12 protein-coding genes are annotated in these 13,303 nt (G+C 38.9%); 3 read left to right on the top strand and 9 right to left on the bottom strand.

The window, feature by feature from the left end; translation table 11 throughout:
* Positions 1-19: 19 nt before the first annotated feature.
* The 4 genes from glmU to KQI66_RS05055 all read right to left on the bottom strand — a co-directional run bounded on the left by glmU (position 20) and on the right by KQI66_RS05055 (position 4,346).
* Positions 20-1,378 (bottom strand): bifunctional UDP-N-acetylglucosamine diphosphorylase/glucosamine-1-phosphate N-acetyltransferase GlmU, encoded by a 1,359-nt coding sequence (gene glmU, locus KQI66_RS05070; RefSeq protein WP_216427596.1) that lies wholly within the window; start codon positions 1,376-1,378, stop codon positions 20-22.
* A gap of 140 nt (positions 1,379-1,518) precedes the next feature.
* A complete protein-coding gene (gene spoVG / locus KQI66_RS05065) occupies positions 1,519-1,812 on the bottom strand; it encodes a septation regulator SpoVG (protein ID WP_216427595.1) in 294 nt (97 codons plus the stop codon).
* A gap of 138 nt (positions 1,813-1,950) precedes the next feature.
* Positions 1,951-3,066 carry a glucose-1-phosphate adenylyltransferase subunit GlgD gene (gene glgD / locus KQI66_RS05060; protein ID WP_216427594.1) on the bottom strand — a complete coding sequence of 372 codons (1,116 nt, stop codon included), beginning with the start codon at positions 3,064-3,066 and terminating at the stop codon, positions 1,951-1,953.
* Positions 3,063-4,346: a glucose-1-phosphate adenylyltransferase gene (locus KQI66_RS05055; RefSeq protein ID WP_216427593.1), complete on the bottom strand. Its 1,284-nt coding sequence runs from the start codon at positions 4,344-4,346 to the stop codon at positions 3,063-3,065. The genes glgD and KQI66_RS05055 overlap by 4 nt, the downstream gene beginning before the upstream one ends.
* Before the next feature lie 266 nt (positions 4,347-4,612).
* On the opposite strand from KQI66_RS05055, the gene murC reads away from it, so the two are divergent.
* Entirely contained in the window at positions 4,613-5,995 is a 1,383-nt protein-coding gene (gene murC, locus KQI66_RS05050) for a UDP-N-acetylmuramate--L-alanine ligase (protein WP_216427592.1), read from the top strand.
* 264 nt (positions 5,996-6,259) lie between these two features.
* Here the strand turns inward: murC and KQI66_RS05045 are convergent, their stop codons facing one another.
* From KQI66_RS05045 to KQI66_RS05030, 4 genes are read right to left on the bottom strand one after another with little or no spacing between them, the layout of a single operon-like run.
* Positions 6,260-7,276 (bottom strand): acyltransferase family protein, encoded by a 1,017-nt coding sequence (locus KQI66_RS05045; protein ID WP_216427591.1) that lies wholly within the window; start codon positions 7,274-7,276, stop codon positions 6,260-6,262.
* Between the two features lie 22 nt (positions 7,277-7,298).
* A complete protein-coding gene (rlmH, locus tag KQI66_RS05040) occupies positions 7,299-7,778 on the bottom strand; it encodes a 23S rRNA (pseudouridine(1915)-N(3))-methyltransferase RlmH (RefSeq protein ID WP_216427590.1) in 480 nt (159 codons plus the stop codon).
* A gap of 13 nt (positions 7,779-7,791) precedes the next feature.
* Positions 7,792-8,586 (bottom strand): MBL fold metallo-hydrolase, encoded by a 795-nt coding sequence (locus KQI66_RS05035; RefSeq protein ID WP_216427589.1) that lies wholly within the window; start codon positions 8,584-8,586, stop codon positions 7,792-7,794.
* A 21-nt stretch (positions 8,587-8,607) separates the two neighbouring features.
* Positions 8,608-9,867 (bottom strand): UDP-N-acetylglucosamine 1-carboxyvinyltransferase, encoded by a 1,260-nt coding sequence (locus KQI66_RS05030; protein ID WP_216427588.1) that lies wholly within the window; start codon positions 9,865-9,867, stop codon positions 8,608-8,610.
* 317 nt (positions 9,868-10,184) lie between these two features.
* Between KQI66_RS05030 and truA the strand changes: the two genes are divergently transcribed.
* On the top strand, positions 10,185-10,928 hold the full coding sequence (gene truA / locus KQI66_RS05025; protein WP_216427587.1) for a tRNA pseudouridine(38-40) synthase TruA: 744 nt from the start codon (positions 10,185-10,187) through the stop codon (positions 10,926-10,928).
* Between the two features lie 38 nt (positions 10,929-10,966).
* On the top strand, positions 10,967-12,274 hold the full coding sequence (locus KQI66_RS05020) for an acetyl-CoA hydrolase/transferase family protein (RefSeq protein ID WP_216427586.1): 1,308 nt from the start codon (positions 10,967-10,969) through the stop codon (positions 12,272-12,274).
* A gap of 64 nt (positions 12,275-12,338) precedes the next feature.
* Here the strand turns inward: KQI66_RS05020 and KQI66_RS05015 are convergent, their stop codons facing one another.
* Complete coding sequence (locus KQI66_RS05015; protein ID WP_216427585.1) at positions 12,339-13,235, bottom strand: L,D-transpeptidase; 897 nt, start codon at positions 13,233-13,235, stop codon at positions 12,339-12,341.
* Between the last annotated feature and the right edge of the window lie 68 nt (positions 13,236-13,303).

Below are 13,303 nucleotides of genomic sequence, written 5' to 3'. Positions count from 1 at the left end.
TTTAATATACCACAAAATTTTACTTTTTAACCCAACCTGTCTTATTTATCTGCCTTTCTCTGGCAATAGCGAGACAATTTTCCGGTACTTCGTCCGTTATGGTTGAGCCTGCGGCTATATATGCTCCCTTTCCCACTTTGACAGGTGCAACAAGATTTGTGTTACAGCCGATGAATACATCATCACCAATAACCGTTCTGAATTTCTTGTTTCCGTCATAGTTTACCGTAACCGTTCCGCAGCCGAAGTTAATTCTTTCTCCGACATCGGAATCACCGATATATGTCAGATGGGATACCTTTGTTCCGTCACCAACATTTGAGTTCTTAACCTCAACAAAGTCACCGATTTTTACATTCTTTCCTATTGCACAGTTGGGACGGATATAGGCATAAGGGCCTACTGTTGTATTATCGTCCACAGAAGACTCGATAGCTGTTGAATACTGGAATTTAACGCCGTTTCCGAGCTTTGTATCGGTAAGTCTTGAATCCGGACCGACAACACAGTCCTCTCCGATAACAGTTTTTCCTTCGATAACAACTCCGGGCAAAAGCACAGTGTCACATCCTATTATCGCGTCGGCATCGATATATGTTCTTGAAGGATCAATTATTGTAATACCGTTTTCCATATGGTATCTGTTAATTCTGTTTCTCATAACAGCTTCTGCCTCTGCAAGCTGCACTCTTGAGTTTACTCCGGCAAATTCGTCCGCATCGTCAACGACCATAGCGTTTACCTTTCCGCCGTCGGAAAGAATTATCTCCAATGTATCGGGAAGATAATATTCCTTCTGTGCATTGTCGTTTTTCAACAACGAAAGGCCTTTTTTAAGAGCTGTTCCCTTAAAGCAGTAAATTCCTGTATTTATTTCTTTTACGAGTTTTTCCTCATCTGTTGCGTCCTTATGTTCAACATTTTTAACAAAAAGTCCGTTTTCATCTCTTATTATGTGTCCATAACCGGCCGGATTATCCACAATAGCAGAAATAATTGTTATGCTGTTATCCTCTTTTCTGTGATAATCAAGCATTTTTTTGATTGTTTCTGCGGTAATAAGCGGTGTATCACCATAAAAAACAATAATATCGGCATTATCTTCTATAAAATCTCCTGCCTGCATTACCGCATGGCCTGTTCCAAGCTGTTCACTCTGTACGGCAAATTTAACATTTCTATCCTTTAATGTTTCCTTTACCTGTTCTCCGCCATGACCGATAACAACACATATATCATCTGCACCGGAGCTTCTTGCTGTGTCAATAACCCAGTCAACCATTGTTTTCCCCTGAACCTTGTGAAGAACCTTAGGAAGTTTAGACTTCATTCTTTTGCCTTCGCCGGCGGCAAGGATTACAGCTTTAAGTTTATTCATAAAAATCTCTCCATTTGCTCAAAATTAAATTTTTAAATCCGTTTCTAACGCTATTATATTTTTTTATTAACGAATTGTCAAAAATAATTATTATATACACGTAAAAAGCGGCATCTGGTTATCAGACACCGCCTAATTACTTATTCCATGTTGTGTTCTCTTTCAAAAGCCTCTTCTTCAAGGAGTGCGGCTTCGTATTTTTCAAGCACAAGTTTCTGTATTTTGTTCCTTGTTTCCGCATTTATGGGATGAGCAACATCTCTGAACTCTCCGTCTGCTGTTCTTCTGCTCGGCATAGCAATGAAAAGACCTTCTTCTCTTTCGATTACCTTTATATCATGGATAACGATTTCGTTATCAAATGTAACCGAAACAACTGCTTTCATTTTTCCTTCCTTATTTACCTTTCTGACTCTTATATCTGTTACTTCCATTCTGCCCTTTCCTTTCTGAATACCAATGATGTTATATCATCTGTATTTTATTTCAGTTATTCTGATGTTATTCTGATTTTTATTCTCTCCTTGTATATCTAATAATAACACAAATTTTACTAAATCAGTAGTCTTTTATTATATTACATCATTTTTCTTTACAACTAATGGCGTATCCGCAAGACCTATAACACTTTTTCCTTCGGTAACAACAACATTTTTATCAAGAATTGCATTTTCAACAACACAGTCGTTGCCGATATAACAGCCTTCCATAAGTATGGAATTTTTAATTGCCGCTCTGTCGCCTATAAATGTTCTTCTAAAAAGCACCGAATGCTCAACTCTGCCGTTTACTATTGTTCCGCTGCCTATAAGCGAATCCTCAACATCGGCATTCATATTGTATTTTGCAGGAGGCTCGTCCTTCGGCTTTGTATCGATATACGGCTCCTGTTTTGTGAACAAATCTCTTACGTCTTTATCAAGAAAGTCCATATTTGTTCTATAATATTCGCTTATGCTTGCTCCGGCACTTCTCCAGTAGCCGTCAAATTCATAGCCGTATATTTTGAGCTTCTTTCTGAGTCGTATAACAATATCTCTTACAAAATCATATCTGCCCTCTGCAATTATTGTTTCAAGCAGATCTATGAGCATTTCTCTGCCTATGACATATGTTCCGAGCGATACGCTGTGTCCGACAGGCTCAAGTGGCTTTTCCTCAAAATCAATAACACGCTTGTCCTCGTCCATCTGCATAACGCCGTATTTGGACAAATCTTCATTTTCTATATTTTTATATACTATTGTTAAGTCTGCACCTTTTGCCACATGATATTCTATAACCTTCTTGAAATTCATTTTGTAAACCGAATCTCCGGAGGCAATAACAACATAAGGCTCATTACTTCTCTGCAAAAAGGTAAGATTCTGATAAATTGAATCCGCAGTTCCTCTGAACCATGATGAATTATCCATGCTTGTATAAGGTGAAAAAACGAAAAGTCCACCTTTTTTTCTTCCTAAGTCCCACCATTTTGATGAAACAAGGTGGTCATGGAGCGATCTTGAATTATACTGTGTAATAACCGCAATTTTTCCTATTCCGGAGGCTGTCATGCTTGTAAGCGGAAAATCTATGGCTCTGTAACTGCCGCCAACGGGCATAGCTGCTGCCGCCCTGAATGCCGTTAAATCGCCGAGACGCATTTCACTGTTTCCTCCGGCTAAAATAATACCGACTGCTTTCATAATCTGCTCTCCTCCTTAATAACGGATTTTCCGCTTGCAACAACACCGTCCGGATAGTCCTCAGCAGAGGTTTTTCCGTATATAACGCAGTTCTTGCCTATATGCACGCCGTCGGGTATAACGGAATTTTCTCCGACAACGGTTATTCCCGTATTATAGATATTGGGCTTAAGCTCGTTGGGAATGTTTTCGCCTTCACCGAGAACAGCACCCTTTCCTATAATGTTGTTTCTATCGATTATACATCTGTCAACAACAGCACCTTCTTCGATAACAACATTTTCCATAAGTATTGAATCTCTTACGACCGCACCTTTTTTGATAAGCACATCAGGACCAAGTACCGAAGAATGAACCTCTCCGTAAACCTCACAGCCTTCCGATGCAATGGACTGCTGGAGCTTTGCTCCTCTGCCAACATACTGAGGCGGCTGATTATCGGTTTTGGTATATATTTTCCAGAATTTATCATAAAAATTGAATTCGGGAACTGTTTTTATAAGCTCCATATTTGCCTGCCAATAGGATTCTATTGTTCCGACGTCCTTCCAGTAGTCATTAAATCTGTAAGCATATAATGTTTCTCCGTCGGCAAGCATTTTAGGAATAATGTGCATACCGAAGTCACTGTTTGAATGCACCTTATTATCCTCTATAAGTGCCTCTCTGAGCTTTTTCCATGTGAATATGTAAATACCCATTGATGCGAGATTGCTCTTTGGATTCGCCGGTTTTTCTTCAAATTCATATATTTTATCATCATCGAGAGTATTCATAATTCCGAAACGGCTTGCCTCTTCAAAGGGAACCTCAAGAACAGCTATTGTAGCTGTGCAGTTATTGGCCTTATGGAACTCAAGCATTTTTGAATAGTCCATTTTATAGATATGGTCACCGGAAAGAATAAGCACATATTCCGGATCATATCTGTCGATATACTCAAGATTATGATAAATGGCATTTGCCGTTCCCATGAACCAGTCGCCCATTTCTTCTCCGCCCTTAACGTGCGGAGCAAGTATGGTAACGCCGCCGCTTTTTCTGTCCAGATCCCATGGAATACCTATGCCGATATGCTGATTTAACATCAGAGGCTGGTATTGTGTCAGTACGCCTACCGTATCAATACCCGAGTTAATACAGTTGCTGAGCGGAAAATCAATTATACGATATTTTCCGCCGTATCTTACTGCCGGTTTTGCTGTGTTTTTAGTAAGAATTCCAAGTCTGCTTCCCTGTCCTCCGGCAAGCAGAAGTGCCATTATTTCCTTCTTTTCCAAATATACCGCCTCCTTAATGTAATTCCAACGGTGATAAACTTCATAATATTATTTCTGTAACAATATTACATATTTAATTTATCTATTAATTTTACCATATATAACATAAATAAAAAATAGTATTATTTCACCAAAATATATTTATATATTTTAATAAGCCTTTTTTTAATTTCTTTTAATGCAACAGAGTAGATTTTATTTGCTTATTGTAGTATACTTTCTTTAAATATCAATCTGAAAAAAATCGTATAGAGGAAGTCTTAAATATGAATATTAATTTATCAAACAACAATCAGCATATACATTTCATAGGCATTGGCGGCATAAGTATGTCCGGTCTTGCAGAAATACTCAATTACGAAGGCTTTACAATAACCGGTTCGGATATAAAAGAATCCGGAATTACCGACAGCCTTAGAGCACAGGGCATTAAAGTAAGCATAGGACAGAAGGCAGAAAACATAGAGAACGGAACAGATCTCGTTGTTTACACCGCCGCTGTTAAGCACGACAATCCCGAAATGCTTGCGGCAGAAGCAAAAGGCATAACCGTAATCGAGCGTGCTACACTTTTAGGTGCAATAATGGACAGATACAAAAACAGTATCGCCGTTTCCGGAACACACGGAAAAACAACAACAACATCTATGATCTCCGAAATAATAATGGCCGCTAAGCTTGATCCGACAATCACAGTCGGCGGAATACTTCAGTCCATAAACGGAAATATCCGTCTTGGTTCATCGGATTATTTCATTGCCGAGGCCTGCGAATATTTCGATAGCTTTCTTCATTTCAAGCCTTATGTAGGAGTAATACTTACAGTAGACGCAGACCATCTTGATTATTTCAAAAATCTCGAAAACATAAGACATTCATTCCATAAGTTTGCCGGAAATATTGCCGACAACGGAACTCTTGTTATAAACACAGCTGTTGATAACTATAAGGAATTAACAGACGGAATAAAGGCAAAGGTAGTAACATACAGCAGTACAGACAGCAATGCCGATGTTTCGGCAACCAACCTTACCGTAACCGAAAAGGGTGCATATCATTTTGATATAGTAAGAAACGGAAAACCCGAATGCCATGTTGCACTCAAGGTTCCCGGAAAACACAATGTTGACAACGCTCTTGCCGCATTTGCCGCCGCAAAAGCTTTTGATGTCGATAACAGTGCCATTGTTGCCGGACTTGAAAGCTACACAGGCACGGACAGACGTTTCCAGTACAAAGGAAAATTCAACGGCGTAACCGTAATTGACGATTATGCACATCACCCGACAGAAATAAAGGCTACTCTTGCTGCCGCAAAGAACATTGAGAAAAATAAGCTCTGGTGTATATTCCAGCCTCACACATATTCAAGAACCTATAACCTTATCAACGAGTTTTCAACAGCCTTTGAAAATGCGGACAAAATAATCGTTGCCGATATTTATGCCGCAAGAGAAAAGGATACAGGCCTTATAAACTCAAAACAGCTTGCCGAGCATATAAGAGCCAACGGAAAGGACGCCGAATATGTAGGCGATTTCGAGGCCATTAAGGATTATGTACGCAAAAACTGTTCGGAAGGCGATTTGTTGATAACTATGGGTGCCGGAGATGTCTATTTAATAGGCGAAGCACTGGTTGAGGACTAAGTTATCCACAGTGTCCACAAAGTTATTAACAGGTTTTACACACATTTTCCAACTGTCAATAATTTTTCAGAAAAAAAATAATTTCGTCATAACGTAGAAAATACCTCTTCTCAGACAACACAGAAGAGGTATTTTTATTAAATTCAACAATAAATTTCAGCATATTTCATTAAAATATTCTTTGTCTTATACTTAACATATATATTCCGCAATTTGAGCTGTTTTTTGCCTATAAACATATCCACAGGACTATCAACAGCGTTTTTAACAGCTTATTTTTCTTTTTACGACATCATATATGCTCCAGAATATCAATGTAACCGCATAACAAAGCACAAATCTTGCCAAAAGCATTGCCTTTGCGGAATATATTCCGAAATAATTCAGCAGATAATTGCAATAGTACAGCATAAGACAGTGTGAAAGATATATATTATAGCTCTGCCTGTTTACAAAAGACAAAACCGTTTTATCCACAATTCCGCTGAATTTTATACCCAACATAAACACAAGCATTATTGCAAAAATGCAGTAAGCAATGTGTATATATTCCATAACGGGGATAATTCCTACGGTATTGTTTATATATAGTCCAAAAGAATCCGCAAACGCAAAAATTAAAAATGTTATCAACAATTTTCCTTTATTTTTATCTAACATGTGGATAAACCTTTCATAATTTCTGCCGGCTGTACAGCCCCATATCCAGTAAAAAATATATTTTAAAAATATTCTGTCATTATACCGGAATCCGGACGCATACCGCCCAAACAGCACCATTATGCACATTGATATGACGCACAGCATCATGCCGTTGAAATTATCCGTTAATTTGAGCCACAGCGGCATTAACAGATAAAACTGGACTATTACAACAACAAAATAAAAATGGCTTATCATGTCGCCTTTGACGATATAGGTGCATATTGCTTTTATTGAACCCGTTGACAAAATGAAATATCCAAGCGGTATAAGTGCCAGATAAAATATTATATTCCACAAAATATACGGTGCTATAACCGTTTTAACTCTTGATTTCATAAATGACGGATACTTAAAACCGCTGTTTTGTTTTCCGCAATATCTCATCGAATATTTCAATGCACTGATAAAAATAAAGCCCTGAACAACAAAAGAGGCAAGTCTGGACGGCATAAGCACCGCCGCATACCAGACACTTGTCTTGTCCAGGGTAGAAATCGAATAGGATAAAATATGTATAAGCATAACGAGCAGACACAATAAAACGTTTATAAAGTCTATTTCCTTTCGCTTTTCCATAGCTTTCTCCCTATCCGTAATATTATTTATGGTATGGTTCGTTTTTCATTATTTTTATGGCTCTGTATATCTGTTCAAGAAGAACAACTCGCATCATCTGATGCGGAAATGTCATTTTTGAAAAGCTTAATTTATAATCGGCTCTCTCCATCACCTCGGAGCTTAAACCGAGTGAACCGCCTATCACAAATGCAATGTTTCCGTCACCTCTTACCATTCTTTCATTAAGAAAGCCGGAAAGCTCCTCTGAGGTAAGCATTTTTCCTTCTATGGCAAGTGCAATAACGTACATATCGCTTTTTATATTTTTTAGTATTCTTTCGCCTTCGCTCTTTTTTACTATCTGTGCCTCTGCCACACTGAGGTTTTCCGGTGCTTTTTCATCGGCAACCTCGATTATATTGAGCTTAATATATTTTCCCAGTCTTTTGGAATATTCATCTATGGCAAGCTGCCAGTATTTTTCCTTAAGTCTGCCGACACTTATAACAGTAACCTTCATAATATCAACCGCCTTACAGCTCAACGGCAAGGCTGTTGCTGTATCTTGCCGCCATATCAAGCTTGAAATATGTACCGACCTTCACACCGTTTTTCTCAAGTATTTTCTTAACGGTTTCATAAGCAAGATGAGGCTCATTGTTTTCATTGCTCAAATGCCCGAGAAAAGCAAATTTTGTTTTTCCGCTCATCAGCTCGCTGAGTGTTTCTCCTGCCGCAACATTGGAAAGATGTCCTTTATCGCCCAATATACGTTTTTTGAGCGGCCATGGATAGCTTCCGTTTTTGAGCATTTCTATATCATGGTTAGCCTCAAGAAGAAGAACGTCCGATTCATATACGTTTTCCTTTATTGTATCGGTTATATGCCCTATGTCCGTTGCCACAGTCATTTTTTTATCCTCGGCAAACACCGAATATGCCACAGGCTCGATTGTGTCATGCGGTATTTCAAAAGGTTTTACGCATATGTCGTTTATAACACACTGCTCGTCCTTATAGACATAGCGTATGTTCTTATGAGAAAATTCTCCTACGGTTGAGCCTATACCTTCCCATGTTCCCGGAGTTGCATAAACCGGTATATCATATTTTCTTGAAAGCACTCCGACGCCTTTTATATGGTCGATATGCTCATGCGTAACAAAAATAGCGTCAAGATCTTCCGGATTAACATGAAGCTCGTTAAGATGCTCGACAATCTGCTTGCAGCTTACTCCTGCATCAATAAGAATGTGGGTATGCTTCGTACCAATGTAAGTACTGTTCCCACTGCTTCCGCTAACAAGAGGACAAAACTTTACATCCATAACAAAACACACCCACCCAACTTAATCTTCATTAACACGCTTAATATCTGCTCCGATATTTGAAAGCTTTTCTTCTATATCTTCGTAGCCACGGTCAATATATTTTATATTATCTATCTCCGTAACTCCTTCTGCCGAAAGACCGGCAACAACCATTGCCGCACCGGCTCTTAAGTCCGTTGCAGAAACCTTTGCACCCTTAAGTCTTTCAACACCCTGAATCATGGCAACTCTCGATTCAACGGTAATTCTTGCACCGAGCTGTCTTAATTCGTCAACATACTGGTATCTGTTATCCCATACGTTTTCCGTAACAACGCTTATTCCGTGACAGCCGCTCAAAAGTGCCGTCATCTGCGGCTGTAAATCCGTAGGGAAACCGGGATAACTCATAGTCTTTATATTAGCTCCTTCAAGCTGTCCAGATGAAATAACCCTGATACTGTCATCATTTTTTTCTATTTCTACACCCATCTCCGCAAGCTTAGCCGTAAGCGAATCCATATGCTTGGGAATGATATTTCTTACGGTAACATCTCCGCCTGCCATTGCGGCTGCAATCATATATGTTCCGGCCTCAATCTGATCCGGAATAATTGTATACTCCGCACCATGAAGCTCTTTTACGCCACGTATTCTTATGATGTCCGTACCGGCACCCTTTATGTTTGCTCCCATCATGTTAAGGAAGTTTGCCGTATCAACAACATGCGGTTCTTTCGCCGCATTTTCGATTATAGTTGTTCCTTCCGCCATTGATGCCGCAAGCATAATATTAATTGTTGCTCCGACGCTGACCTGATCCATATAAATCTGTGCACCCTTAAGGTGTTCTGCCGAAAGAGTAACAATTCCGTTGGATACATTGACCTTTGCTCCCAAAAGCTTAAAGCCTTTTAAATGAAGGTCTATCGGACGTGTTCCGAAGTTACAGCCGCCGGGCATTGCAACCTCTGCTTTTTTATATTTTCCGAGCAAAGCTCCGAGAAGATAATATGAAGCACGTATTTTTCTTACTTCCTCAAATACAGCAGAAGTGTTTATATTTCCGCTGCTATCAATCTTAAGTGTATGCTTATCCACATATTCGCAGACAGCTCCCATTTTGTTAAGCGTTGAACGCAGGCTTGCGACGTCCTCAATATTAGGCAGATTTTCAATTATACATACTCCGCCCGACATAATAGCCGCAGGAATTATGGCAACAGCCGCATTCTTTGCACCGCTGATAAAAACATCTCCGTTAAGACGTTTACCACCGGTAATAACCAACTTTTCCATATAAGCAAAAAGCCTCCCAAATATATCTAACAATACAGCCGTAAAGAAAATCAATACAGCTGCCCATAATTAATCTATTTTATAATGTTGTATTATAACACCAAAATTTTATGTAGGAAAGCTTTTTTTGCTCATTTACCTGCTTTTATACTAAAAAAAGTATCTATATCGCATATTTTAAGGCTATTGTTTAAATAACCGTACATAAATCAGATAATATCATTAAAAAATCAATCTGCAATTATAAAGCAGTGGATTATTTAACCCAAAAAGTATATAATCATTTTAATTACCTATTTTTTCGGAGGACGGTTTTTATGATAAAAAACATTGCAATAAAGCTGCAATATGACGGAACAAATTACAGCGGATGGCAAAAACAGGGCAACACAGGAAACACAATTCAAAATAAGCTTGAAAAAATATTATTCAAAATGCTTGGCGAAGAAATCGAAGTTCATGGCTCAGGACGCACAGACGCAGGAGTTCATGCTTACGGACAGGTTGCCAATTTCAAGATAAAAACCGATATGACCGCCGAAGAGATAATGGACAACATAAACAAATTTCTTCCGGTCGACATAGGTATTATATCCGCATGGGAGGCCGAACCGAGATTTCACAGCCGTCTTAATGCAATAAAAAAGACCTATCGATATAAAATACTGACTGGAAAAATTCCTGCCGTGTTTACCGAAAAATACGCTTTCAGACATACCGACAGCCTTAATATCGAACTTATGCGTTCGGCCTCGGAATATCTTATCGGGAAGCATGATTTTAAAAGCTTTACCGATAACAAAAAAGGGAACAAATCCACTGTCCGAACAATAGAAAGCATTGAAATTTTCCAAAGCGGAAATGAAATAAACATCGACTTTACCGGCGACGGCTTTTTATACCACATGGTCAGAATATTAAGCGGAACACTGATAAAAGTCGGTGAAGGCGAGCTTTCTCCCGAAAACATTACACAGATAATCGAAGACAAAAACAGAAACTCTTCCGGACCTCTTGCACCGGCAAAAGGACTTATGCTTATGGAAGTATTCTATAAATAATGTGCACCACGTTTTACACAAGAAAGGAGCAAAATTACATGACCTATGATGAAATCTACAAATCAAAGCTTATGACAGCCAATGAAGCCATAAAGGCTCACATAAAAAACGGCGACAAGCTGTTTTTAGGCGGTCTTGGCATTGCAAAGGAAACATTCACAACACTTCTCAACAAAATAAAGGAAGGCGAATACAGCGGCATTTCAGCCTATGGCAATCTTATTCTCAATGATATAGGCCTTGATGACGAACGTCTTACACCGGATAAATTCAGATACTATGCTTATTTTTATGGCGGATATGAGCGTTCAGGTGCAAAATACGGTTCGGTAACAAATGTTCCTCTTCATCTCAACCAGTTTGAAGAATATATGAAATTTGTAAGTCCCGATGTTGCCGTTATACCTATGTCACCGCCTGACGAACAGGGCTTCTGCAACATAGGACCTGCCGGATACATTCCGGCCGGCATAGTTAATTCAAAGAAAATCATAGCCGAAATAAATAAAAACATTCCGAGAGTATGCGGTTCAAGGCACGATTTCCACGTAAGCGAAATTTCTGCTTTTGTTGAGCACAACGAACCTATCGACATTCCTCCGTCAGGGGAATCTTCCGAAACAGATAAAAAGATTGCATCATACATACTTGAGCAGATACCCGACGGTGCATGTATTCAGCTCGGTATAGGCGGAACAGCCAACGCTGTCGGCTACGGTCTTGTTGACAAAAAGCATCTCGGTGTCCACAGCGAAATGTACGGAGATTCAATGGCATATCTCCAGAAGCTCGGCGTAATAGACAACAGCCAAAAAACCTTTATGCCCGGCCGTTCCGTATGCGGTTTTACAATGGCAACAAGAGAAACTCTCGATTACATAGACAAAAATCCGAGAGTATATTATGAACCTTATCAGTACGTAAACGATGTAAAAAACATCGCCGCAAACGACAATATGATTTCAATAAACACAGGTCTTTCAATGGATCTTACCGGACAGCTCTGCTCCGAAAGCATAGGTTTCCGTCAGTTCTCAGGCTCCGGCGGACAGGTTGACTATATCCGCGGTGCAACATTATCAAAGGGCGGAAAATCCTTCATAGCCATGTCATCTGTTGCAAACACCAAAAACGGCCCTGTTTCAAAAATCTGCTTAAGTCTTGCACCCGGCAGTATTGTAACAACACTTCGTGCCGAAATCATGTATGTCGTAACTGAATACGGCTGTGTAAACTTACGTTTCTGCGACGTACCTACAAGAGCAAAACGCTTAATCAGCATCGCACATCCGGATTTCAGAGATGAACTTACATTTGAAGCAAAGAAAAACGGTTTAATTTATTAACCCACATCAAAAAATAATGCCGCCGACTATTAATTATAATAATCGGCGGCATTTATACTTTATATTAATATATAAACATTGTTTTTTCTCCATACGGACTAAAACCTGCAAGCTCTGAAATTTCCGTAAGATTACATTTCACATTTCCGTCATCATCAATATTTTTAACATGGACAAGAACTCCTCCGTATAACTCAAATGTTTCGGCCTGTTCAACCGGCTTAATGCTCCTTATGCCAAAACTCTCCTGTTTATATTTTGATATTTTCGTTATGTAAATTAAATTATTTGTTTTCTTCAGCAAAAGCTGATTTCCGGCAACAGAAAAAATATACTGTCCGCTGTCATCTTTTTCATCATCGATGTTATCTGAATTGAAGACATCTTTCCAAGGGTTATTTTCATCCGGATCTGTCGGATCCCAGCCTCTGAGTTCTTCGTTATCGACATCTATATTTATCGGAATAGGTTTTTCAAGCGGCTCTTTTTTACTGCTTGCGTACATCCTAACAACTGTTCCTTCCGGACAATTATCGTATATCCACTTTACGTCCTTAACGGTTAATCTTATACATCCCATTGATGCAACTGTTCCGAGTTTATTATATTCCTCATACTCCAAATCGTCTTTATTCGGCGTAAAATAAGGAACAGAATGGAACAAAATATGTCCCGTTATTCTTGTGGCATATTGTCCCCATACATTTCCGAAAAGATTTCTCCATTCATATTTTTCGGATATTTGGAATGTACCGTGCGGTGTATCCGTTCCGACCGAGCAGACAAAGGCTTTGTACGGTTCATAGGAATTGTCATTATTTTTACGGTAGACAATGACTATATTCTGTTCACAGTTCACATCTATTCTGTATTTGTCCATATCATCATCTTGTGCATAAACCGTAAATACCGAAGTAATAAGCATAATTACAGCAATTAAAGCTGTTATAATTTTTTTCATATGTTTTTCCTTTTCATCAAATACTGCATAAATTTTTATTTTTCGACACATATGTTAGCATTATACAT

Source organism: Anaerotignum sp. MSJ-24, assembly GCF_018918145.1.
Classification (GTDB): Bacteria; Bacillota; Clostridia; order Lachnospirales; family Anaerotignaceae; genus Metalachnospira.
The sequence above is the reverse complement of the archived record's forward strand: the minus strand, read 5'-3'. Positions and strand labels throughout refer to the sequence as shown.

What these genes read in the sequence shown, in the direction of transcription:
- glgD (WP_216427594.1), bottom strand. Translation starts at nt 3,066, where the DNA reads ATGAAAGCAGTCGGTATTATTTTAGCCGGAGGAAACAGTGAAATGCGT.
- KQI66_RS05030 (WP_216427588.1), bottom strand. Translation starts at nt 9,867, where the DNA reads ATGGAAAAGTTGGTTATTACCGGTGGTAAACGTCTTAACGGAGATGTT.
- KQI66_RS05015 (WP_216427585.1), bottom strand. Translation starts at nt 13,235, where the DNA reads ATGAAAAAAATTATAACAGCTTTAATTGCTGTAATTATGCTTATTACT.
- glmU (WP_216427596.1), bottom strand. Translation starts at nt 1,378, where the DNA reads ATGAATAAACTTAAAGCTGTAATCCTTGCCGCCGGCGAAGGCAAAAGA.
- spoVG (WP_216427595.1), bottom strand. Translation starts at nt 1,812, where the DNA reads ATGGAAGTAACAGATATAAGAGTCAGAAAGGTAAATAAGGAAGGAAAA.
- truA (WP_216427587.1), top strand. Translation starts at nt 10,185, where the DNA reads ATGATAAAAAACATTGCAATAAAGCTGCAATATGACGGAACAAATTAC.
- KQI66_RS05045 (WP_216427591.1), bottom strand. Translation starts at nt 7,276, where the DNA reads ATGGAAAAGCGAAAGGAAATAGACTTTATAAACGTTTTATTGTGTCTG.
- murC (WP_216427592.1), top strand. Translation starts at nt 4,613, where the DNA reads ATGAATATTAATTTATCAAACAACAATCAGCATATACATTTCATAGGC.
- rlmH (WP_216427590.1), bottom strand. Translation starts at nt 7,778, where the DNA reads ATGAAGGTTACTGTTATAAGTGTCGGCAGACTTAAGGAAAAATACTGG.
- KQI66_RS05020 (WP_216427586.1), top strand. Translation starts at nt 10,967, where the DNA reads ATGACCTATGATGAAATCTACAAATCAAAGCTTATGACAGCCAATGAA.
- KQI66_RS05035 (WP_216427589.1), bottom strand. Translation starts at nt 8,586, where the DNA reads ATGGATGTAAAGTTTTGTCCTCTTGTTAGCGGAAGCAGTGGGAACAGT.